General features: G+C 56.3%; 15 protein-coding genes and 1 pseudogene. 5 read left to right on the top strand and 11 right to left on the bottom strand.

Translation table 11 applies throughout. The features are described 5' to 3' along the window. Positions 1-602: 602 nt before the first annotated feature. From QA609_RS21915 to QA609_RS21895, 5 genes are all read right to left on the bottom strand, one after another. On the bottom strand, positions 603-944 hold the full coding sequence (locus QA609_RS21915; RefSeq protein ID WP_278304753.1) for an ArsR family transcriptional regulator: 342 nt from the start codon (positions 942-944) through the stop codon (positions 603-605). A gap of 492 nt (positions 945-1,436) precedes the next feature. Then, positions 1,437-4,385, bottom strand: coding sequence for a GAF domain-containing protein (locus QA609_RS21910; RefSeq protein ID WP_278304752.1), 2,949 nt, complete (start codon positions 4,383-4,385; stop codon positions 1,437-1,439). A gap of 372 nt (positions 4,386-4,757) precedes the next feature. Then, positions 4,758-6,482 (bottom strand): hypothetical protein, encoded by a 1,725-nt coding sequence (locus QA609_RS21905; protein WP_278304751.1) that lies wholly within the window; start codon positions 6,480-6,482, stop codon positions 4,758-4,760. 968 nt (positions 6,483-7,450) lie between these two features. Beyond that, positions 7,451-7,816 carry a hypothetical protein gene (locus QA609_RS21900; protein ID WP_278304750.1) on the bottom strand — a complete coding sequence of 122 codons (366 nt, stop codon included), beginning with the start codon at positions 7,814-7,816 and terminating at the stop codon, positions 7,451-7,453. Further along, positions 7,813-8,103, bottom strand: coding sequence for a hypothetical protein (locus QA609_RS21895; protein ID WP_278304749.1), 291 nt, complete (start codon positions 8,101-8,103; stop codon positions 7,813-7,815). The genes QA609_RS21900 and QA609_RS21895 overlap by 4 nt, the downstream gene beginning before the upstream one ends. Before the next feature lie 193 nt (positions 8,104-8,296). On the opposite strand from QA609_RS21895, the gene QA609_RS21890 reads away from it, so the two are divergent. Both QA609_RS21890 and QA609_RS21885 read left to right on the top strand, forming a co-directional pair. Then, complete coding sequence (locus QA609_RS21890) at positions 8,297-8,521, top strand: hypothetical protein (protein WP_278304754.1); 225 nt, start codon at positions 8,297-8,299, stop codon at positions 8,519-8,521. Between the two features lie 266 nt (positions 8,522-8,787). Then, complete coding sequence (locus QA609_RS21885) at positions 8,788-10,725, top strand: tetratricopeptide repeat protein (protein ID WP_278304748.1); 1,938 nt, start codon at positions 8,788-8,790, stop codon at positions 10,723-10,725. Between the two features lie 156 nt (positions 10,726-10,881). Here the strand turns inward: QA609_RS21885 and QA609_RS21880 are convergent, their stop codons facing one another. From QA609_RS21880 to QA609_RS21865, 4 genes are all read right to left on the bottom strand, one after another. Next, a complete protein-coding gene (locus tag QA609_RS21880) occupies positions 10,882-11,409 on the bottom strand; it encodes a hypothetical protein (protein WP_278304747.1) in 528 nt (175 codons plus the stop codon). Between the two features lie 42 nt (positions 11,410-11,451). Then, a complete protein-coding gene (locus tag QA609_RS21875) occupies positions 11,452-11,763 on the bottom strand; it encodes a hypothetical protein (RefSeq protein ID WP_278304746.1) in 312 nt (103 codons plus the stop codon). 151 nt (positions 11,764-11,914) lie between these two features. Beyond that, positions 11,915-12,364, bottom strand: coding sequence for a hypothetical protein (locus tag QA609_RS21870; RefSeq protein ID WP_278304745.1), 450 nt, complete (start codon positions 12,362-12,364; stop codon positions 11,915-11,917). Further along, positions 12,364-12,624 carry a hypothetical protein gene (locus tag QA609_RS21865; RefSeq protein ID WP_278304744.1) on the bottom strand — a complete coding sequence of 87 codons (261 nt, stop codon included), beginning with the start codon at positions 12,622-12,624 and terminating at the stop codon, positions 12,364-12,366. Before QA609_RS21865 ends, QA609_RS21870 begins: the two co-directional genes overlap by 1 nt. Positions 12,625-12,838: 214 nt before the next feature. Between QA609_RS21865 and QA609_RS21860 the strand changes: the two genes are divergently transcribed. The 3 genes and pseudogenes from QA609_RS21860 to QA609_RS21850 all read left to right on the top strand — a co-directional run. Then, complete coding sequence (locus QA609_RS21860) at positions 12,839-13,069, top strand: winged helix-turn-helix transcriptional regulator (RefSeq protein ID WP_278304743.1); 231 nt, start codon at positions 12,839-12,841, stop codon at positions 13,067-13,069. Between the two features lie 374 nt (positions 13,070-13,443). Further along, a complete protein-coding gene (locus QA609_RS21855) occupies positions 13,444-18,366 on the top strand; it encodes a hypothetical protein (RefSeq protein WP_278304742.1) in 4,923 nt (1,640 codons plus the stop codon). A gap of 483 nt (positions 18,367-18,849) precedes the next feature. Further along, positions 18,850-19,029, top strand: a pseudogene (locus QA609_RS21850) (IS6 family transposase); the annotation flags it as partial. Positions 19,030-19,253: 224 nt separating this feature from the next. Here the strand turns inward: QA609_RS21850 and QA609_RS21845 are convergent. Both QA609_RS21845 and QA609_RS21840 read right to left on the bottom strand, forming a co-directional pair. Next, positions 19,254-20,519, bottom strand: coding sequence for a hypothetical protein (locus QA609_RS21845; RefSeq protein ID WP_278304741.1), 1,266 nt, complete (start codon positions 20,517-20,519; stop codon positions 19,254-19,256). Beyond that, the gene (locus tag QA609_RS21840; RefSeq protein ID WP_278304740.1) at positions 20,519-23,044 is read right to left on the bottom strand and encodes an AAA family ATPase; all 2,526 of its coding nucleotides are present in this window, start codon (positions 23,042-23,044) and stop codon (positions 20,519-20,521) included. The genes QA609_RS21845 and QA609_RS21840 overlap by 1 nt, the downstream gene beginning before the upstream one ends. Positions 23,045-23,260 lie beyond the last annotated feature (216 nt).

The following is a 23,260-nucleotide window of genomic DNA, read 5'->3' as shown; positions in this document are numbered from 1 at the left end:
TCAACACGTGGGGTATCGACCGCATCAAGCCACGTTCAAGTGTAGGAACGGGGCGTGCTCGGGGAGTACCAAGCGGATCTGAACGCAGCAGCGAACATAGCCAATCGGCTAAATCCGCGGGGAGAGAGCTTGCCTTGGAAATCGGCAGGCGCTGACTCGCCACAGAGCGGGGGCCAGTGGCAGGCCCACCAAGACATGTCACCGAGAGAGGGACTCCCGTCCGAGAGGCGGGCTTCCGATGACAAGGGTTCGTCTAGCTCACCAGCAGTGGGAGCGGGGACAGAGCCGGAGACCGGTGACGCGCACACGTCTTGAAACCTCAATCCCAGCCAGTCTGGGTATTCCACCTGCGGTGGAAGCCCCGGCGTTCACGCCGGGCGAGGATGTCACGACCGCAGAAACTGTATTAATTGTTTGATGGAAGGGGTTGGCTGAGAAGGCTCAGAACTAGACGGTGATGTAACACTTATTGCGCTAACCACCCGAGAGGTGGACAAATCGCAGCAACGGCGTGCAATATACATGGCGTTATTCACAAGTTCACCACCGAAGAGTGCAACGGGAGGGAAACTTAGCTTTCAACTGTCAGTAGCCCACTACAGTCACAACCAGCCGTCGGGTAGTTCATCGGCGTGGTTCTGCATTAACTCCAGCAGTGGTTGAATCTCGTCGAAGTTTGGTCCCTTCCGTATCGAGTTTGTGTCCCGGTCCCACTCGATGAATCCTGACACTTCCAGTTTCGGAAGGTGCGTATGCGTCATGTAAATCCGAAGTGTTTCCAAGTCCTCATCTGCGAGTTCACTGTCCGAAGGCGTTTTTGGGTCCGCGGCGTCCTGCGGATTGTGTTCCAGCAGCGCGACGAGCACGCGGCGACGATACTGGTTTTCTAAGGCATCTAAAACGGTGTCCATCGACGGCTGTGAATGTCTCTCTTCAGTCATCATTATCTGGAGGCCTCCTTGTTACGTTCCTCAGGTCTCACGGTACTGGCGGTCGCAAGCAATGAGCTATCGGATGCGACCCGTGCTGTGAGTACATCGACCGAGATCGGTTCGTCTTGCTTCAGGAACTGGAAAAATATTCGTCGGTTGTTCCAGTGGCTCAAAACGCTGAGCACTCCGGCCACCCCTGCTGGCACGTTCGCACCGAAAAACAGCCCCTCTGATTCGTGTTCGCCAGATCTACGCTCCTCCTGGTTGCAGATCATACCCTCGATCGGGGGGGCACCAAGGAAAGAATAGTCTCGAAAAACTGCGCCAGCACCCGAGATCGCGTCGCACTATTGCGAACGCCTATCTGTCTCAATCCGTACTCTCCCTACTAAACGCTCCTTCAGTCCCCCTCAATCACCAATGTACAAGGAACACGTCGAGATAATACGTGAATAAAAGAGAGTACAGAACGCAATAATGGGATGAACAACGACTTGTATTCAACTACTCCTCTGGATCGAGATCGAACACCATCGCCAGGAGTTTGCGTTCGCCCCCTCTGAGGTGATAGTTGAACGTCGATTGCGAGAGGTCCAGCTCGTCGGAGAGTCCCTTGCCCGTTTGGACGCGGGGTGATTCGAAGTATCCACTCCGGTAGGCTAGTTGGAGGATCTCTTGTTGACGGGGGGTGAGGCGCTTCTCGAATGTGGTTTGGAGCTGCTGTTCCGTGTCGGGTGGCCTGGCTCGAGACTGGCGAGCGAGCAGGTCGAGATCGGGAACGTCACGCTTTATACCCTCGACGAACTCACGGACATCGGCTGACTCCTGCAACTCTACGACGGCAGTGGCCGTCCCCGCATCGATGTTTAGCGAGCGGATCGTCGCACCCTGTTCGAGGAATTTGCTGGCTAGCGTCGAGTCGGCCAACCGTGCTTTGAATTGGGAAGCGGTATCCTGTTGAGCTAAAGGAAATACTTCCTTGATGATGAGCGATTGCTCGCTGGCAACCATAACCTCGTCGGGAGACACGTCATTCGCAGTGAAGAACACAGTCACGTCCCCGTCGTCTCTCGGAACCGCTCCCTCAAACTCGATCACACAGTCGGTCTCCAGGGAGAGCCGAACGAGTGGCAGTTCTGCCGTCGTTTGGAGTGTGAGTTCGACGATGCTGTCGGTTTGCTGAGTCACTCTGGTTTCAACCGCATGAATCGCGTGGGCGATTGTCTCCCCGAGTTCCGAGAGGACGTCCACGTTCCGTTCGTCGGGTTGTGGCGTCCTGCCGTACACAACCAAGACACCGTAGATAGACTCGTCATACACGAGTGGAATACAAATACACGACCGCGCGCCAGATTCCAGCGCGGCTTCGCGCCACGGCGATGCCCGTGGATCTGTTGCGGTGTCAGCGACGACTTGAACTTCGCCTGTCCGGACTGCGGCGACGACCTGGCTCTCAGACCATACAGACTCCTCGCTCGTAGTGAGTTGTTCCAGAGAGGTTCCATCAATCCCCGCCCACTGTCGAGCGGCAACCGTATCGCCGGCGGCGTCGAACTCGCCGATCCAGGCGAACTCGAACAGGGCGGACTCGGCTAGGCGCTCGCAGACGGCCTCATCGATAGATTCGATCGTTTCCGCTCGGACGAGTGCCTGATCAATCTCCCTGATCAACATGTTGAGCCGATCGACCCGGGCTAACTCCGAGTTCTGCTGTTCTAACTTCGCTTCGCCATCGGCACGGTCCCACGCGGTCTCGACCGTAGTGGCGATCGTCTCTACGAGGTCAACTAACCTATCGTCGAACGTGTCGGACTGCGTCGAGCCGACACAAATGACGCCATGTCTCCCCAATGGGGCTAACACAAGACTCCGAAGTGGTGACGTCCCCGTGTCGTTCTCACTACACTCGACGTCGTTTTCGACGTCCACATCATCACTGACGAACGTCCGCCAGGCCCGCTCGGAAAGGTTAGTGGGTAGCTGAACTGTGTCAGGTTCGATTTCGGGGCTCGTTCGACTGGCGTATTCGTCAAGCTCGCCGATCGTTTCGTCGTAGAGCCAAAGCCCAGCGTACTCGATGTCAAGGACCAACTGGGCGATGTCGACGGTCTGGAGTCGCATCTCCTCGGGATCAGCGTCGATCAGTTCCTGGGTTGCGACGTTGAGCCGTTCGAGCGCCGCCTTGTTCTCACGAATTCGTTCTTCGGCGTGCTTGCGCTCGGTGACGTCGCGCGCGAGCGCGAGGACGTACCCCCGTTCTAGCTGATCCAGTTCAATGTACGAAACGTTGACTTCAACCGGGAACGTGGAGCCGTCTTTCCGCCGGTGCGTCCCGTTAAAGGTCGTGTGCCCATCGTCTTTGAGGTTCGTCACGAATGCCTGGTAGTCCTCCTGCGTGGGAAGTTCGGTGTCGATGTCGGCTATCGTTAGATCCAATAGTTCCTCACGAGGGTAGCCGAGCTGTCGAGTAGCGGTGTCGTTGGCGTCGATGATCTCGCCGGTCCTGGGATCTTCAATGAAGACGGCATCGGTGGAGTAATCGAGTAGCGTGCGAAACAGTGCGTGATCACGTTCGTGCTTCCGGTGCTCGGTTATATCGCGGAAGTAGATTGATAGACCCGACGCGGACGGATAGACGTGAACCTTGAACCAGCCGTCGAGCGGCGGGTAGTACTCCTCGAATGAGGTGGGCTCCTGGGTGGCGACCACCTCACGGTATTGCTCCTCGAACGCCGTTCCGAGCGCCGGCTCGAACACATCCCAGAAGTTCCTGTTGACCAGTCCCTCACCGTCGAAGTCAATCAGTTCCTTCCCGCGGTCGTTGATGTATGTGACGGTCCAGTCAGCATCCATCCCGATGAAGCCGTCCGTGATGCGGTCGAACGTCTCTTTGAGCTTCTTCTCTTTTTCGTAGAGCTGTTGCTTCGCATTTATTTTCGTGATCGCCGCTGCCAGCACGTTAGCGATGCTTTGGACGAAGTTCACGTCGTGGTCTGTGAACTCGCGGCGCTCAGTTGTGTGTACTCCGAGTACGCCCCACGGCTCTTCGACAGCGCCAATGATAACGCTGATACCGCTGACGACTTCGTGGCTGGTGAGCAACTCAGGTCCGGAAAACCGTTCATCGGTTCGAAGGTCGTCTACGATAATCGGTTTCTCAGAGAGCAGCGTATAGCCCGCTTGAGAGTCTAAATCCGCTGACACCGTTGCTTCGCCGACGAGGCCATCGCGCCAGCCGACACCCTGTTGAAGGAACATTTCGTCCCCACTAGGAGTAACCTCCAGAATTTTGACATAGACATTATCAAGTGTCTCGGCAATACTAAAAGTAGCGTCGTGCATCAACTGTTCGAGATTGTCGGTTTCGAGCGCTTGCTGACCGAGTTTGGCGGCAACTTCCTGCTGCTGGACTCTGGTTTGCAATTCGCTATTCTGTCCGACAGTCGAATCCATGCTGAAGTCTGTAAGGCAGGAAGAAGCGTAAAGGGTCCGGCTTTCACCCATATTGTAACAAACTAGATAGACTGAATATCTCTAACGAGCGTCACTGTAACTGTCAATATGTGAACTCACTGCTCTTCGAATCACCACTACAGACGGGAAATAAACGATGCTATCGTGCTGCACTAATCCTCTATATTCAGCAGGCGGGTTTTGACAGCTATCAGGGAGATCAAGCACCGTTTCGTTACCTAGTTGGCCTGTACATAGCAGATTGGCCCCGATCGCAAGATCGGCTGCTTAACCAACACAGGGTACAGCGGAGGGGTTTCCGTTGGTTAACTAAGCGTAGTGGGAGATCGGAGATAGAACGAGACTCAGTTGTTACGGAGTTGTGTGAGAAAGCGATTGCTGCTCGAGCATTGGTCCTATCTGAACGGTCTGGCTGTCTTTGGTGAGTTCTGTTGCTGTGAGTGCAGCGGCTAGTCGCATCCATGGGCCAGTCGTCGGATGGTCGAGTAACCGTTCCGGATCCGGTGGCCAGAACAACGCACTCCCAAGCGGGTCATCTGGATCGCCGTACCGGTCTGGTGTGAGAATCGTCTCGAGCAGCGCATCGGCTGCATCGAGGAGCGTCTGGTTCTCCTCAAGCACAGCCGGAACAACTGAGTCACGGCGTTCGGTGGCTATCTGGAACGATAACGCCAGACGATACCCGTTCTCGTCGACACGGATGAGATCGAGCGCCTCGAGTCGGTTGCGATAGTTCCGGACCGTCCGTGTCGAGAGGTCCGCCCGGTCGGCGAGCTCACACTGTGAGAGGCGTCTTTCAGCTGTGAGAAGAGTATGAACGATTCGGCCAACCGTCGGTGGGAGATCGGAGAGCAACTGCGCAGGCTCGAGTGTTCCCAGCGCATAGCGGAGTTCGTCCGGTCGAAGCTCTCGGCGGTCGTCTTCGGCGCCGAGTTGCTGCAGTGCTCGAGCAGCGGCGTATGGTGAACCAGCCAGTGCGTGGAGCAACGAAACGATCTCTCGAGTTAGTCGCAGATTCTTGGCTTGGAGGATTCGCGTCACAGCCGCTGCATAGGCTGTCCGGTCGACTGTTGACAGGGAAACGCGGACCGCGAATTCGGGAGCGTCCTCAGCGAGCGCTGCTGGCGTCTCGAGCGATTGCTCGAGTTTCGGGCGGAGTCGGTGGACGTCGTTTCCACGAACGACCAGGGAGCCAATGAGCGTCCCCAGTGGGTCGTCGGCGTCGACAGTCGGCGAGAGCGCACTCTGACGCTTCTCCTCTCGAGCTTCGAACAGCTGCCGATAACAGGCGAACGCACCGTATTTCGACTGAATTGCGGCTGAAATGCTGATCGACGTCGCGAGTTCCTTCAGCGAGTTCGTGTCGAGCCCAGCCGGCACCCGGAGTTCGCGGGTAACGTCAATCTCGAGAGCGTCGAAGAGATGGATAATCGAGCCAGCAAGGCCGTGAGCCGATCGCATGATCGACCCACGGAAGCGGTCGCGGGCCTCGTACTCGCCGGCCGAGAGTTTTGCCGTGAGATCCTCGAGCTCAGTCCCCCACTCGATGAACGTCTCTCGAAGTGTTTCCGGATCCGCGAGAGCCTCATCCGAGAGTCCACCGATACACCGAGCATCCCGAAGGATCGCCGGCGGATCTTCTAGGGACTCGAGACGGCTGTCGGTGAGCACTCGGTTAACCAACCGCGGAGAGGCTAACGCTGTCGCGAGACTCACCACGTACTGCAGGGGCCCACTCGCCCGAACCGCGACCACGGCTTCCTCCCGATCGCCGTCGAAGCTCACGTACCGAGTGTGGTCCGGAGCGTCTGCTTGGCCTTCGAACGGTGCGTCTACGAGGGCGATATCGCCGGCTTCCCCACAGCCGACAGCACCGGCATGGCTTGGACGGTCGAGATAGGCTGTCCGGTAGGGGTTGTTGTCTGTACTGCTGTCACCTCCCTCCCCTCGTGTGCGCGGGGTTACACGGCACTGTTGGCCGGTTGTTCCGGTGTCGCTCACGGCCTCGGTCAATTCCTGCTGCCGGCCGACTTGGGCGTCCAGCGTGGCGAGTAGCTGTCGGCCGGCCTCGAGCAACTCGACAGTCCGATCATCGGCGGGCCCAAACTCGGCGATGAGTCCGAGTTCCGTGAGCGAGTTCTGCTCGGAGACCAGCAGCTGGGAGATCCGACTGCGGTCGACGTCGTGCATCGCTCGTAGTGCGTGCCTCGAGAGCGTCTTGGCGGGTTCTTTCTCGAGTTGTCGCAGGAGTTCGACCTTGCGGCCATCGGGATCCAGTACCTCGAGTGCTTGCTCAACTTGGTCCCCAGTAGGATGGTGTGTCTCCCGCCACTCGCTCACGCCGGGCAGTTCTTCGCGGTGCTCTCGAGCGAGCCAATGCTGAGTGCGGCCACTCGCGACGACGCGGATGTCGAAGCCGGTCGCAAGGACGGCGAGCAGTCGGCAGACCGACTCGCGTTTCCGTCGCGGGGCGTCCTCGAACGCGCGGTCGATTGTTATCGCGAGCGTCGGCGGCTGCTCGTCGGCAACATTAGTGGTGAAGAAGTCGGCAGTCGCGAACAGGTCCTCGAGACTCGCGTGACCCTGTCCCAGTTTTGGCACGAGATCGGTGGCGAGTCGCCAGGCTTCGCGACGGTTGCCGCGGGCAACGTCCAGTATTCGAGAGCGCAGCCAGTAGGGGATCTGTTGGTCCTCGAGGTGCTTGTAACACTCTGGGACAGTCCGGCCGTCGGCGAACCGACGGACGGCACGGATGAATCGGTCGCGAATCGACTGGTGGTCGAACAGCTGTTCCCAGAGTTCGGAGACTGGATCGGTATCGATCTCGAGGGTGGCCGTTGGAGAGAGCGGCGGCTGTTGTGTCGGTGTGAGTCCCGCGTCGGTCACGGTGGGCTCACCTCGAGTGGGAGTCCGAGTGTGCGCTGGGGGCGTGCTGACTGGCGAGTGGGGTGGCGTGCCATCGAGTCCTGGAGGCGACGGTGGAGAGTGCAGACAGCCGAGCGCAGTGGCTCAGGGGCTGTCGGCGCGAGTGTGTGGCAGGGAGCTCACCGGGGTGGGACGGGCATCGCCCGTGGGTCGGTGGCCCTGTTGGTCGGGGGACTCGAGTCAGTGAGTTCGGGCTCGAGGACGACGAGTCGGGTCTGCTGGGTGGCCAGATCAGCGCGAGTGCCGAGTCGGCACTGCGCGAGGAGTTCCGTACAGCCGACTGTTGGATGGCGGATGGTGTCGGGACTGCAGGTCAGACAGTAGGGGCGATGGATCGCCCACTGGTCTGTGTCGGCTGGGCGGGCGGCGAAGACGGTCGCGCGGTCGCCTTCCTGGAGGATGTCCCCGCAGTGTTGGCACGCAGTGGGTTGGGGCCCGACTGGGAATCCCTCGAGGAGTTGGGTGGGGGTGGTGGCGACTCTCATTGGTCGTCACCGTTGGGGAACGCAGTGGAGAGGCTCGAGTAGAGGTGTTGTGTGGTGAAGCCGCGTTCGGCTTTGACGTACTCGATCCAGTCGTAGATGCACAGGTTGTGGGCGTCTAGGTTGTAGCGGCAGGTTCGGTCGGTGCCGTGGATGACGTGGACGGTTTCGTCGGTGGTTCGGTAGACGTGGTGTGCGTCCTCGGTGTCAATGCCGACGAGGAGGTAGTTCGGGTGGTCGGTGCGACTGCGAGCCGAAACGGTTTCGGGTGTGCGTGGTTGAATTGACATTGCTGGTAGACTCCAGCACGGGGTCGGTGTTCCAGCACCGTCCTCGGAGATTTTCCGAGACATTCCGTGCTTAGTCACCATTTCTCCTGTCCGGTATTAAGGATTGCGAATATTTGGAACATTGCGAATATACGCAACTATTTTGCTACTGCGAATATAAGATACTACTATGCCAACCGTCAAAACAGCAGACATGGCGAAATCACGCGCGCTAATTACAGATACAGAATTTGAGCGAATAAGTGATGAGGCCGATGTGGATGATTCGAAGCGATACCAAGCAGTATCGCGGGTTCGGAAACGTATTCGAGATGAATTGCCCCAGGACATCAGAATGTTGGAGGAACATCATCCGGAACTTCTCGAAGAACTCCGAACAGTTGTCTGTGAGAATTATAATAGTAATTCTGAGAGATAATGTGGGGTGTTGTTTAGTTGAGCAAGTCTGGGATGAGTGAACGTTAGAAGTCAGTTAAGTACACTCAAATGGGCTGAAAAGCCTATACATTCTACAATCATTGGAACCACACCAAACAATTAGAAAAATCCAACCAAATAATGTTGTCTCTTTGCATACAGTCATACACGTGGTAGTGCATGTGTATCTAATATCAATGAAAATCTTATTATGAGAGAAACTACATCCTGTTAGGTAATTATGGAAAAAGAGGTACAAGGGGATCTATGATAAAGCAAAAGACAATAGACGACCTCATAAAAACAATCACTGAATGTAAAGGAGAATATGCTTTTCTGATTGGTGCTGGGACATCGAAATCCGCAGGAATCCCTACAGCCAGTGGTCTAATAGAGAACTGGCAAAAGGAAGCTTACAGCAGAGAAAAAACCGAAGAAAATTTTGAGGGATGGGTATCAAAGAAAGAAAGAAGTATAAACGAGACTCAAAATGCGTATGGATTTTGGTTTGAAGAAGTGTATACGACAAAAAGACAGCGGCGAAAATACATAGAGAATCAAGTCGTAAGCGGGGCTGACCCTCAATTTGGACATATTGTACTTGCATCGATGATGACTAATGATTATGGTGAGAAATACGTTCCAGTAACATTAACACCTAACTTTGACGACCTTCTGTATGACGCGTTCTATCATTATATTGAGCAAAGACCACTTCTAATAAACCATAATGCAATAGCAACACAATTCACTCTGACGCGTGATTCACCAACAATCGTTAAGGTGCACGGAGATTATCTGTACGAAAACGTCAAAAATCTGGGTAGCGAAACAAAGGATCTAGAAGAGAATATTGCAGATATTTTAACCCAAACAATTGGCGAATATGGACTAGTCGTTGTTGGCTATAGCGGATTAGACAACTCTCTAATGAAACCTCTCTTGGAAGCAAATCGGTCTGATGCCGGTATTTTTTGGTGCACGCGTTCAGTTGATGACGTTTCTGAATATACAGAGAAGCTACTACACCAACCTAATGTATTCCACGTGGAAATTGAAGGATTTGAAGAACTATTTTCAAAAATATATACCAGGGTAGATGGGTTGACTGCACCTCAGGAACACAAACTGATGGAACGAGCTCACAGTCGAGCCATTTCGCTTTCAGAAAAAAGGCAAGAAGCAATGAAACACGCTCCCGAGGAAGAACAGAAAAAATTCGACATATCTAATTCTATTGCTAAAGCATATTCGGCTTTCAATTCAGAAAAGTATGAAGAAGCTAGTAATATCTTAGATGATGTACTAGATGAAGAAGAAACGAATGGAGATTTACCTCAAATATTTTCAAGAGCGCACTCTCTTTATGCACGCATATTGAATGAGGGATTTGACGAGCCAGAGAGGGCAAAAAATCATTTCAAAAAGGCACTCGAGATCGATCCTGAGGACCCCCCTGTCCATAATAATTACGCTCATATATTATTTAATAAACTTGAGGAGCCAGAGAAATCTCAAAAACATTTCGAGAAGTCTCTAGAGCTCAATCCAGAGAATCATTCTGCACATGGAAATTATGCGAAGTTATTAAGAGACGAACTAGAACAACCGGAAAAAGCAGAAGAACATTATCAAAGGGCTCTTGATCTTAACTCTGAACACTATGCTCATCACAGCAACTATGCAGATTTGCTTGGAAACCAGCTAGACCAGCCGCAAGCAGCGCAGAAGCATTATGAAAGAGCTCTCGAACTCAACCCAGATGATGTATCTACACACACTAAGTATGCAGAATTATTATCTGAAGAAATAGGAGATTTGGAAAAATCTGAGGAACATTATCAGACAGCACTTAGAATTGATTCGAATGACGTTTCGGGTAACCTTCATTATGCAGATTTGCTCTCGAATGAATTGAATAATCCGGAAGAGTCTAAAGACTACTACAAGGCTGCACTAGAAAGTGACCCAAGAAACTCCGAAGCTCACAGAAAATATGCAACTCTATTATGGGAGAAATTAAATGAAGAACAAGAGGCGGAAGATCATTTCAAAGAGTCGTTGGACATCAAACCCGATTGCGCGAAAACTCATTACGAGTATGCTCAATTTCTCTCGAGTGAAGGAGAGGAGCAGAGGGCAGAAAAGCATTATAAGCGCGCAGCAGAACTCGATTCCGAGTATGACGATTGGACTGAGGATTGATATTATCCAAAATCTGGGTCTGACTACAGGACTAAGTGGTCTGTAGGACAGCAATTTCGTCGTTCCAATCATAGAAGGTTATAGCTACCGAGTAGGCTCATATACACGAAGTGACGGTCTAACCTGCTGCAGCAGATTCGGGACATGGGCCCATCGCTAATTCATCCAGGGAACTCGATAATCAGTCCGGCCGTAGCTGTATCTTATATTGTAGCAGCTCTTCTTGTTATTCCCACGCTGCTTGGCTGTTGGCTTGGTCACAACAGGTGTGATACTACCAGCACTCGCTGCACTTTCCTCAAGCAGATCCAAATGACAGTAGCGATCCTCGAGCAATCCAGTCGCAGTCTCGAAGTCCATTGCTAAGATCTCCTTTGCTGGCTGCTTCGGACTCACCTTCTGCGTTCGTTTCTCGAGATTCCCTCCCCCAAGTTCTACTATCGAATCCCAGACGCGCATAGTAGTCGTCCCGCGTGGCTGTTCGCCCATGATCGCGGTCAGGGCCTGCCGCACGTTGCCACGAGTGAAGAACACACCGCCGCCAGTGGTTTGTTTGGTCGCGAATTCGTCCCAGCGCTTCGTGACGAGTAACGCTTGGTATGTGTTTTGTTCATTCCACTCATCGGCGAAGCGCTCCCTGACCTTGTATGGGCGACAATTCACGAAGAAATCAAGCGGACTCATTGAAGGATCGACATTACTAGGTAGCTGTGCTGCCTGTCGCTCTCACTTTCCATTGCTGGCTTCGACCTGGGACGCTTTCGCGCTGGCAGAGTAGGCAATTCCCCTCGCTTCTTCAGCCGCCAACCTTGCCTCATTAGCGTTCTGTGCGAGGCCTGTTCGGACTTGGCCGTTCTTGTTGATCTGGCTCTCGAGTCCCTCGATTCGATCGGACTGTGTTTCAACGCGGCGTTTGAGCACCTCATTTTCGGTCTCGAGGTCGTCGACTCGTGAGCGAAGTGCTCGCAGTTCCTCGGTTAGCGTCTGGATAGTCGTCGACTGTGCGTCGCTGTCGGAAGTAGTGTGGTCGGAAGACATTGTGGCTTCGCAATCGTGAAAAATCGCTGTGCGAACGATACGCGTTGCTGTGTCTGCTGTCGTCGGTCGACCTGTCTGGGAGAACTCCGGAAACGGTGGAGTCTCCACACTCGTGGGCTGGGGGCGAAGTGACCGACATCGAGTGCCGGGCTCAGTCGGCGCGGCTGTCGGACGTGCGGAGACGCGGTGGCAGCGTCTCGACCTCGAGGCCCTCCGTGTCCGACGGCTGGCTCTCTGTGGTTGGGTCCTCGTCGGTCTCGAGCGCAGACTGACTCTCGGCAGGTTCACTCGCGTCGATCAGCTTGGGGTCGAGAATGACCAGCTCGGTTTGCTGAATTGCGAGATCCGCTCGAGTACCCAGCCGACACCGAGCCAGTAGCTCCGTACAGCCAAGTGTCGGACCGGCGATCGCGGAGGGGTCACAGCCGGCGCAGTAGGCGCGGTGGACCGTCCAGCAGTCGGCATCGGCTGGGTGAGATACGAGAACGGTAGCGGTGTCGCCCTCGTAGAATTCGTAGTCACACCACTGGCAGTGGGTACTGCCCTGGGTGCCAATGGAGAGACCCTCGAGCAGTTGCTCTGGAGTCGTGGTGAGCTTCATCAGTTGGACCCTCCGAACGCTGGCGCTCGGTGGGTCGTTTCGGCCCATTCGCCACGGGCGTCACGGACGTAGCACATCCAGTGTGCCAGTGGGCGGCCCTCGAGTTCCTCGGTGTGCTCGCGTGTCTCGTTGTCGATGTAGTCGCCGACCACGTAGTCGGTACCGACGTCGTAGACTTTGACCGTGTCTGCAGCTGGGTAGTAGATGTGTGCGGAGTGCTCTGAATCGATGCCGACGACGAAACCGACTTTCGCCGCCATACTGTCGACTGCATCCGAAACCTTCGAGTCGGATTGTGTTGTAGCTGTCATTGGTCTGTAGCCAGACCGAGGTCGGGTGTTAGAGCACCCGGCCGAGATTTTCCGGCCACCCTCGGTCTCTACTCTGTAGTATCACAGTGCGACTATTAAACCTATGGGTTGTAGGTTATCACCCATAGGTTTTTGGCAATTGCCAACCATTTATCAGACACTAATGAGTACATCAGCACGATTTATGGACGCGGATGATATGCGGGATGCTGACTGGGCAATCGTAGACGTACTTCGTGAGGGGAGAGCAAATGCGCCGCTGATTGCTGAAGAAACGGGATACTCTTCGCAATATGTTCGTGAGCGTCTTGGTCGATTGAAACAGGATAATATCGTGGAACCACTTGGCCATGGGATCTACGAACTTGTTCCTGAAGAACTTCCGAGCAGATAGTCCAAATCGATGGTGCTGGGTACACTTTGTCTGTAGGGGTGAAACGCGAGAATTCGAGCGACATGAACCTTCGCGGTATCCACCGTTTCGTCGGTGAGTACGAGATTTCGATTGGAGTTGTCGTCAAACACAACGGTTCGCTCCAACAGAGCGGCAATTTAGTCCATATCCCTTCCTGGCTGTTCTGCTACCTCTGTCGAGTTCGAGGCTGTACCGGAGTCAATCTGGTCAAGTGCCCCATGTCCCATGATGCGAAGCATGAAATGAGAGTGCACCGTCACAAAGTCTATGACATTGTTCGAGGGACGACAATCAAGCGCTGATCACGCCAAACTCACCGCTTCAGTGAAGGAACTGAACACGCTGCTTCGCCGATGAGCCTGGACGTGTCCGAACGAGATGATACCTACCCCACATCGAGTGCTCTGAAGACCATCTTCAAGAAGCATCATTATTATTACGAGAGGCAACGTGGAGAGACGGCGCTACAGCAACGTGGCGACGAACAGGGCGTCCGTCGTGCACACGCTGGCCGTGTTGTCTTCGAACTGCTCCAGAATGCACTCGACAGAGCGGATGCAGAAATCACCGTCAACGTCGTCGAGACGCCGACCTCGGCCAGCTCCTACGCACTCGTCGTCACGAACGATGGACTTCCCATCTCAATCGACCCCAAGTTCGATTACCGTGACCCACCGGAAGAGGCCCACCGACCGGACTTCAATGCACTCTGCTCGGTCCACCTGTCGAACAAATCACCCGACGAGAGCGTCGGGAACAAGGGAGTCGGGTTCCGATCAGTCTTCTGGTTGAACGACTGGGTCCGTGTCTGGAGTCGACACGAGGACGGCTGGTGGGGGATGGAACTCCACTCGCACTTGGACGACGAGATTTGGAGCGAGCGCCTCGACTCCGCCGACGTACGACGGGGTCACGAGAGGTTCCTCGAGACGACTGAGCCCACCTACTCGGACATTGGTACACGTCCGAGCTATCACTTCCCGCTCCCGCTGATGAGCGATGGACGACCGTCACCGATACCCGACGGAAAGGTCACCACCGCCGTCGTGGTCCCGATTCCCACGAAGCGGATGGACGAGGTCTCGAAGATGATGGAGAATCTCAACGAGAGCCATCTTCACTTCGCCGGGGTACTCGAACACAGCCGCGGACTAACCGTGAGAGCCGAGACGTCGGACCGCTGTTTCGAGCGTCGGACCTGGCCGACCGACGGAACGTGGAGCGAGGATTCCGGGCGGTCGATGGCGTACTGGAGATCGGAGCGTCACTCGTCGACATCGCTCGCAGAGGAAGCTGCAGAAGCCGACTACGACCTCTCGAACCCTGGTGCTGCAATCAGCTGGCCTGGGTCAGATGCTAGAGATGTCGAGGGGCAGCTCTACGGCTACCTCCCGACGGAACTGGATGCACCGTTCGGAGTCGATTTCAATGGCGATTTTCTCCTGCAGCCAGATCGCAAAGGACTGACCGTCGAGGACGATAGCGTCGGTCGGTACAACCAAGCGCTCCTCGAGGCTGGAGCCGAGCTCCATCTCCTCGAACTCCTCGAGGAGGTTGGGGCCCCACTGAGTACCGTCGAGTGGACGAGAATCGACCCCGAAGATGTCGAGCGCGTCGAGGGACAAGATAATGACACCATCCGCCGCGACTTCTGGTCACTCCTCGACCCTGGGGCAAGCGGAATCCCTGCTCGGAGAATCGAAGAGCACCTCGCAGCACTCCTCTTCGGCGACGATATGAAGGCCCGGGAGTCATACGAGCTCTGGGCGGAGCTGGCCGACCGGTACTTCCAGACCCAGGACGGCGTCCAGACAGGCGAATGCGATCGATTCTGGCGGGTATCCAGGGCGTGGTTGGACCATCACTGCGGAAAGGGCTGCGGGACGGTGACGCTGGGAAAGTACGCCGATGCCCTGTGCGACGCACTCCGCGAGCGAGAGACACCGACAATCCCGGTCGAGAGCGAGGGTGAAGAATCGGTTCGGGTGCCGCTCCCGACGACCCAATCAGGCCGTGAGGTCTGGGAGACAGAGAAGAGCGATCGGGTGTTGTTCGTCAGAGACGACGAAGACGACCGTCCGCTTCCCCTCCCTACCAGTTTGCGAGAAGCAGGTTGTTCTGTGACCACATTCGAGTTCCCCTCGTTGTTCGTCGGCGGCGATAGCTCGTCGCTCGGAGAACGGTCGTTTAATCCTGTGCAGTTGCTCTCCGAGATTCGCCAGCTTCGGAACTCCCCTGCCCGCATCAATTACCAGCCCCTGGCGGAGGATGCCGACCGAGCAGCGACCCTCCAACGCGAACTGATCGGATACGCGGCGGAGCTGTTCCTCTACGAACGCTACCAGACCGACCCGTTCGGAGAGAGCGACGGATACGGGATGGGGTGGCGATTCCTATCCGGAGACTCAAGCGGTACCGAGCAGCGGGCGGGCCGATCGATTGCGACACTCCATTTACCCGTCGATGGTACACTATGGGCGCCCGCCCGTCAACTCACCATCGACCAGGTCGACATCGACAGACTCGGCGACCTCCCGCCATCTCTCGATGTCAAATCATTCCTGCTGTTCCTAGGTTGTGGGCCGGAACCTCCCGAGGGAGGCATCCCACTGACCCTCATCGAAGGTGGACAAGACGCCATCGTCGATGCGCGAGCCATCCCGCCGACCATCGTCCCCGCAGAGACACGGCCCAGCGCCCCGACGATGCCACAGCTCTCGGACGGGTCGTTCGACGATGACCGCCCGTCCGATGCGTGGTTGGTCTCGATTGCAGACGCCTGGGACGTCTGGTTGTCTGACCTCATCGAGCAGGAGATCGACGAACGAAGAGATGAGGAAGATTCGTCGAGGGCGTCGACGAATCTGGTCCCACCGCTCGCCAAACGGCCATGGTTCCCCGTCCAGAGCGACTCCGAATCGACGGAGGACCCGACCGGACACGCTGAACCTCCACGATACCTCTCTGATGCCTCTGCCGGGGTCGCTCCCCGTGATGTGGTCGTGCTCCCGACGCGCTCGTACGGGCGAAAGCGCGTCCTGTGGAGTGTCGGCCAGGGGTCGGAGTACAAAGAGATCCTGACGACGCTCGGTGCGCTCGATGGAATATCCGAGGGAACCCTCGAGAAGCATGATGCGGCCCCCGCACGCAGACTCGCCGACCGTCTCCAAAACCTCGACTTGACCAGTGTCGAGGTCGACTCCTCCGCTCGCGATGCACTCATCGGGCTGTACGAGCGAGTCCTTCAGGCCATCGTCTCCAACGATTCGGCTGAATCAAGGACCGATCCCCCACCGTTGTTGACGTATCATCCCGCAGAGACGTCCACAGGGCTGCACGAACGTCCCCTTGAATGGCGACAACTCTCTGGCGAGCCCGCCTACATCATCACGAACTCCGACGATCGCGATCAGATGCGTCGGATCTTCCACTCAGTCCCCCTCGTTACCGCGGTACTACCGAGCCAGTCCGTCAACGACTCGTCGCCGTTGCAATCCCGCCTCCTCACCGTCAACCGCCAGGTCCGATTTGACGAAACCGACGGGGATACCGACGATAGGGCCACCGAGAAACAGGAGGCGATTGAGCGATTGCTCCCACGTCTCTTGGCGCTGAGCGAGGCCGTCAGACGTCTCGATATAGACGACGACATCATCGACAGATGGCACAATGGTCTGTTCCAGCAGGTCGAAGACGCATGGGTGGAGTACACTCTCTCCGCGGACAGACGGGAGCTCGACTCCGAGGAACGATACAGAGGCGAGGACAGCTATGCGTTCTTCGTGGACACAGACGCCCCCACCATCGTGTTCGATGGTGCTCTGGGCGAACCATCACACGACCTGACACCGTTCGGTGAGGCCCTCGCGGACCTCCTGTTCGAAGATCAACGCCAGGTCGGTATCCTCTTCGAGCGGGCCCTGACTGAGTACGACCATGATGGTGTCGACCGTCTCGACCGATTCGTCGATCGGAAAGATGCCGGACCTCTCGTGAGCCAGTACGCCCAGCTGCTCTACCCGCTGGACGAGGCCGCAAAACGAAATTTGTTCGATGCGACCAGAGATGTGCTGGGGGAGTTCGATCTCACACTCAACCACTCTATCGAATCTCCTACCCAGCTGTCCTCGCTCGGACCATCGGATATCGGGATGGGCGAGTGCTCCGACGATGTGCGCGACGTAGAAATCAACCAACGGTTCAAGGAGCTTGACCTCACCGAGGAACAAGATCGGTTCAGGCCCCGATTCTCATGCTCCCACGAGCATCGCCTCCGGTGGCAGCGCTGGTTCGACGATCACCAACCACGGCTAGTGTCGTATCTGGTCAATCTCGTCTCGTCGAACGGGGTGGAGGATGCAGACGAAGAGACCGTCGAGCAGTCTCTCGAAGAGTTCATCGACTCCGCCGTCCATCGACTCACGTTCGACCAATCTCGGGCTGTCGTCCGCTGGCTATCCAACGCGGATTACACCGCTTCGATTCCAGCCTCGAAGATTCCTGATCCGGAGGTCTTGAGCGACGAAATTCGACGTTTCTCGCCACGCTACAAATCAATCTCGAAGATCGAAGACGCGAGCGATGCAGGATGGACTCGAGATGGGCCAGAGGGTCTGGAGAGTCACCCGAACGATAACGGGACGTTCGACCGACAGGAGATGGCGCGGAAGCACAAGGCTCAGAAGATAGTCGGCGACGAGGCAGAAGTGGCGCTGCTGGACTGCGTCCGTGACGAAACCCTCTCCGCATTAGAACACGACGATAGCCCAGAGTTCTTCGAGGCGGCCCGAGAGGCCCTCCTCTCACCGTTCCCCGAAGGAACCACCCGGTCGTCGGTCCGTGAGGCATGGAACGAATGGCGAGCAACTGACGATGACTCAGCACTGGCCCGGGGCCTGCACATCTCTCGTGTCTGGGATGGCGCTGGATTCGATCTCGTTGGGCTCGTACACGACGACGGCGAGTTCCGACCGGTCAGATATGAGGCGAAGGCGCTCTCCGGTGGCCCTGCGAGCAATGTCCATCTCAGTGCGAACCAGATCTCGGTCTATCGCCGTGTGTGCCTACAATCCGATCCCGAAGATGCGTGGCGGTATCGGGGCGACTGGCGACTCGTCGGGGTGCTCCCGGACGAGTCGGCCATCAATCTGAACGGTCACCTCGAGGAGCTCCCAGCGCTCCTCGACGAACTCGACGTCGAGGGGTTCACACACGACGGCATTGTCCTCCGTATCAATCGACGTTCGGATGACCGATCATCGACTTTCCAAGGCTGAGATGTTGAGCGTCGCTGATACCCGTTCCACCGTATCAGTCGATTTGGATCCCGACGTCGACGACAGTCAGCGCGAGACCCTTGAGGAGCTCGCGACCGAGATCACCGAGACGGTCGACACCAACTATACGACCCCCTCACTCCTCAAATTTCATTAATTATAGTAACACCTGAGAGATTTACGTACTGATCGTATAGTTGTCGAGCGATCGGATGTGCATTGACTTTCAGCGGCTACTATAGACAGTGCTCCCCCTAATGACCTATGTGAGTCTTATAGGAGGCTAGCGGATCGAGGGTGTTCATCAGGTCCAAAATCAGTCAGTAAGTCAGTATGACTGATAACGGGGGTCGGAATATTGGGTGTGAATGAACAGAACGTGCCAGCTATACTGTCATTCAACATGATATTTTGATCGATCTCTAGGCACCGTCTAGTTAGGCCAGTTTGAGGAACGAGCAGGTCGTGGAGTTAGTGTGGAACATGCCCGTAGACCTGCTCAGCGAGTACTACGCGGAGGAGTTTGAGAAAGCTTGGAAGCATGAGCGGACGACGACACTCGCCAGGGTGTTTGCCGTCCGCCTCCACGCGACCGGATGTTCGCTCCGAGAGATACAAGCAATTCTTCGCTTGAGCGGCATTGAGCGTTCTCATCAGGCCATTTAGCACTGGGTCGAGTGTATCTTGCGAGAGAGCTTGCTGCAGACCAAATTGAGCCATCCGACAGCTAAACCACGAATCGGTCTTAGGGGTTCAGGCTCCGGAGGTCCTGTTGAATACCATTCGTTACTCTTCACGTGAATCATCGACGAACCGATAGAGGCCACGGACTGATTGACCCTCTACTTGGACTTGTTCAACCCATTCAGCTGGTCTTCTATGGCACGCTATTCAGTAATCGAAAGAGATGCTGCCACTGCCCGCTTGAACACCGTAACAAACTCCTCGTGATTACTGACCTCTTTCGATGTCGGCAGCTCGACGAGCTCGAGCGGATACTGCTCGGCGACGATCGATTGGGACGCATTCGCTCCGTTACAATTGGGGTAGAAGAGAACGCCCGGTGCGTCTCGTGCGAGCATATAGGAGGTCATCTGGTAGAAGTCAGCATTCTTCGGTGGGCTGGTCTTCCACTTGGCGTCGCCGACCATTCGCACCGAGTCCGCGCCGTCGAACACTGTCACGTCAGGTTTGAGCGTGACGTCATGACGGCCACCGGTGAGCAACGACTGACTCCGGTCTTGTGGCACGACTCGCCAGCCGTCCCGGTCAGTGACGGCAGCCCGCGCGGCCCGCTCGACGGCGTTCTCAAAGACGGTATTCATGTTCACGAGCATCGCGAAAGAGGCGCTGGCGCCGGCCTCGAGCTCGCTGATGAATGCGTTGCCGATGACCAGGCGAGCCAGGCGGAGGACGTCCTCGTAGTAGTCCGAGAGTCTCGTGAGCTGGATGCGTTCGACCTGCTGGACCGTAACTGGCTCGAGGGTGACCCGCCGGCGCAGTAGCTGCTGGTGCTGTTGCAGCGACCGAGAGACAGAAGGATCGGAGACGAGGCCGAGGAGGATCGACGTTGCGTACAAGATCGCTCTGTTCGCGGTGATGTCGTGGGTCAGTTCGTCGTAGGTGCACTCGAACGCCGTGGGCGTCGGTGGATGACGCTGGAGCTGACGCTGGAGGTTGAGCTGTCCACGCAGGTGTTGTTCGGTGCTACTCTTTCGCTGGTAGTCCGTGTGGAGCCCTTTGTTCAGGACTCGTCGCAGCTCGGCTTCGTAGAGTGCCCCGAGCGCGTCGAGAAATGTCTGTCCCTGTCGATAGGGCGTCTGTGTCTCGAACGTCGTGGCCGTCGTGTTGTGGGCGAAACGGAGTAGTGAAAGGAGGTTCGTGCCCGCAGCCTTCGGCTGGATCTGGATTGTTGGGCCATCCCGGAGTGAGACGATGCCGACGTATGAGGTCGCCGTGAGGATCGCCTCCCCGTCACGGTTGTAGCGCAGCTTGATCCGATCGCCATCGCGATCGTCGCCGCCGTTCACCTCCTGGGTGAGCATTCGTGCCGCCGCTTCGCTCAGCTCAATCGGCTCATCATGTTCTTCATACTCCGAGAGCTCGATGTCGGCTGCGAACTGGACTTCGTCTATGTGCGTCGAGACAGCCATCAGTCGTCGTCGGTGGCCTCCGACGAGTTGAACTCGGCGACAAACGGTTCGAGTGCGGTGGACAACTTGCCATCGTCGAACGACTTGATCTGCTCACGCTCCCAGTCAAACAGCATCTCGCCGTCGCCGACGAACAGCACCTCACGGATTCTGGAGTACTGCCCGAACAAATACTCCTCGAGCAGCGGCAGAATCTCGAACCGCCAGGTGTCGACGATGTCTGTGTCAGTGTCAACGTTGAAGAGGAACGAATGACCGATCTGTTTGCCCCGACCGAGATCATGCTCAGAGCGGATACGCTTGTTCAGTTCGTACACCGCGATTAGTGATTGAGCGAGGAGAGAATCGGAGTGGCTGGGTGCGGAGGCGATTCGGTCGACATCGGTCCAGTCGCCGAGCTTGTGTTCTTCGCGAAGGAGTCGGAGCTTCGGTGGGAAAGAGAGAAAACGGAACCGTCGGCGAAGGGCGGCGTCGACGAGTGCGATCGAGCGGTCGGCGGTGTTCATCGTCCCGATCAGGTAGAGATTCGGCGGAAGATGAAACGCGCTCCCTGAGTGAGCAAGGGAGACTTCGGTCTCGTTCTCGCCGTCGAGGCGCTTGTCCGACTCCAGTGCTGTAATCATCTCACCGAAGATTTGGGCGAGGTTGCCCCGGTTGATCTCGTCGATGATCAAGACATACCGTGGCGCCTCTTCGTCGTCGCCGGCTGCGTGATAGGCGCGTTTCGCTTCATTTGCGAACTCGAGGAACACCCCCGGTTGTTCGTCATAGGTCACCGATCCCTCTTCGGTGGTGTCGACGCTTAGGCCTTCGACGAAGTCTTCGTACGTGAATGACGGGTGGAACGTAACGGTCTCCAGTTGACTCGTATGCGCGTCGACGCCATCTTGCTCGTTGAGCCACCAGTGGGCAAATCGCTTTGCGGTGTAGGTCTTTCCGGTCCCCGGCGGTCCGTAGAAGACCATCTGCCCGCTGTTGACCAGCTGGCGGGCGATCTCGTCACCCTCTTCGGGTTTCTCTCGGGGTTTGAGCGGTCCACCTTCGTCGACGGGTACGTCGAGCGTCGGTGCTTCGACGGTGTACGTCTCGCTGACGAGCGTATCTATCTTCACTTGGTTCATGTTCGGGTTCACGCCTGCACGAGACTGTAGCTCACGAAAGAGCACGAAAAAGAGCGTCTCTGCGTGGCTGATTCGGTTCGTTGCACCAATGCCGACTTCCTCTGCTATCGCTGTGAGCGTCTCTTCGTTTGCGAAGTAGAGTTGCGTGATCAGCTCGCAGTGAACCGCCTGGGTCCGATCGAGCTCGGCGTTGGGTTCGACACCCGCAAGTGACTCGGAGAGTGTCTCTATAATGGTCTGTGTAAAGGCTTCTTGGAACCAATCCAGGCCGGTCGATGTGAACGGCAGCCGTGTCCGGATGTCGACGACCGTCTCGCTAACCTTCTTGTACTGGTCTGCTGGTTCCGGTGGCTGGAGGTCCCAGTAGACACGGCGAATGTCCGCTAGAAGTCTAGGTTCGATCGCGATGAAGAGGTAGAGCAGATCGATGGGGAGCTTAGTGAAGTACCCTCCCTGGACGAGCTCGAAGTTCTGGTCGTACAGGTGACCGTCGTGGACCTCATAGATCTCCTTGAGTCGCGGATGGTAGTCGTCGTTGTCCAACAAGGCGTCGTCAAAGTCGACGGGGTTCTCAAACGCTCGATACCCTCCCAAGGGGAGGAAGTAGCCACCGCCCTCGGTGTTTGGTGTCCACGACCCGTCCGAGGGGCCCTGAAAGTCGTCCCGAAGCGTCGACGTAACGATGGAAACGCCGCGAAACTCTCGGGTGTCTGTGAGGATGTGGAGCACCAGATCGCCAACTTCAGGCTCGCGCAGCGTCCCGTAAATGTCGCGTCCATCAATGCTCTCGCTCGAGGAGAACGCACCCGAGCCCAGCTCGAGTTCCTGGCCTGACTGTTTATACGGCTTATCAGATAGTGACGTCTTTTCGACGAAGACCGATGGTGGCTCGCGGTGAGCGGTGAGCATCGACTCGAGCGACCCGTACTCCTCGAGGAGTTCGTCGATGGCATCGGTGTGTGGAATGATAGTTCGAGTGAGCGCCTTCTGATCGAGACCAAATAGGTCGTGCAGCTCGAAACTCTGGAGCTCAATTGGGACCGGGATGGTGAGCCACAGGACTATGTTACTCAGTTCGTCGTGTGGATGTGCGGCCGGTGCGGCGTCGTCGACGCGGGTATTCAGGTCGTGGGCTAGATCGGGATCCTGATCAACACGAGTGATCTGTGCTGCCCACTTGTATCGATTGCTCCCTCTGTAGAAGAGTACGATATCGCCCGCGGAGATACGTGTCGGGTCGACGTCGTCGTTTTCAGGGACCGTCCAGGCGTGGACCACCCGATCGCTCGACGGCGGGTGGAAGTCGGCGACGGCATCATACTCGACGCCACGGTGAACGAGTTCGTCGAACGCAGCTTGTTCAGTCGGACTCGTCGCAGACGCCAGCACGATCCCAGGCGGCATATGGTAAAAATCGCGACGCGCCACCTACTTAACAACTTGGTGATGCAGAGAACAGTTTGGTCTACCAATAATTGTGGTGTGGGTTTTGTACCGATGTTTGCCAGAAGTGTCAGAACTGGACCGATCGCTATTTAATACTTGAATGACGGCACCTCATCCGATTCAACCACATCAAGGAAATGCATAAGTGGCTAGTGGAATAGGTCAAACTATTCA

It is taken from the genome of Natronococcus sp. A-GB7, from assembly GCF_029688865.1.
Lineage (GTDB): Archaea > Halobacteriota > Halobacteria > Halobacteriales > Natrialbaceae > Natronococcus.
The sequence above is the reverse complement of the archived record's forward strand: the minus strand, read 5'-3'. Positions and strand labels throughout refer to the sequence as shown.

Excerpts from the sequence above, each read along its gene's own strand:
- QA609_RS21875 (WP_278304746.1), bottom strand. The coding sequence starts at position 11,763 with ATGTCTTCCGACCACACTACTTCCGACAGCGACGCACAGTCGACGACT.
- QA609_RS21870 (WP_278304745.1), bottom strand. The coding sequence starts at position 12,364 with ATGAAGCTCACCACGACTCCAGAGCAACTGCTCGAGGGTCTCTCCATT.
- QA609_RS21915 (WP_278304753.1), bottom strand. The coding sequence starts at position 944 with ATGATGACTGAAGAGAGACATTCACAGCCGTCGATGGACACCGTTTTA.
- QA609_RS21885 (WP_278304748.1), top strand. The coding sequence starts at position 8,788 with ATGATAAAGCAAAAGACAATAGACGACCTCATAAAAACAATCACTGAA.
- QA609_RS21855 (WP_278304742.1), top strand. The coding sequence starts at position 13,444 with ATGAGCCTGGACGTGTCCGAACGAGATGATACCTACCCCACATCGAGT.
- QA609_RS21840 (WP_278304740.1), bottom strand. The coding sequence starts at position 23,044 with ATGCCGCCTGGGATCGTGCTGGCGTCTGCGACGAGTCCGACTGAACAA.
- QA609_RS21865 (WP_278304744.1), bottom strand. The coding sequence starts at position 12,624 with ATGGCGGCGAAAGTCGGTTTCGTCGTCGGCATCGATTCAGAGCACTCC.
- QA609_RS21860 (WP_278304743.1), top strand. The coding sequence starts at position 12,839 with ATGAGTACATCAGCACGATTTATGGACGCGGATGATATGCGGGATGCT.
- QA609_RS21910 (WP_278304752.1), bottom strand. The coding sequence starts at position 4,385 with ATGGATTCGACTGTCGGACAGAATAGCGAATTGCAAACCAGAGTCCAG.
- QA609_RS21900 (WP_278304750.1), bottom strand. The coding sequence starts at position 7,816 with ATGAGAGTCGCCACCACCCCCACCCAACTCCTCGAGGGATTCCCAGTC.
- QA609_RS21890 (WP_278304754.1), top strand. The coding sequence starts at position 8,297 with ATGGCGAAATCACGCGCGCTAATTACAGATACAGAATTTGAGCGAATA.
- QA609_RS21845 (WP_278304741.1), bottom strand. The coding sequence starts at position 20,519 with ATGGCTGTCTCGACGCACATAGACGAAGTCCAGTTCGCAGCCGACATC.
- QA609_RS21895 (WP_278304749.1), bottom strand. The coding sequence starts at position 8,103 with ATGTCAATTCAACCACGCACACCCGAAACCGTTTCGGCTCGCAGTCGC.
- QA609_RS21880 (WP_278304747.1), bottom strand. The coding sequence starts at position 11,409 with ATGAGTCCGCTTGATTTCTTCGTGAATTGTCGCCCATACAAGGTCAGG.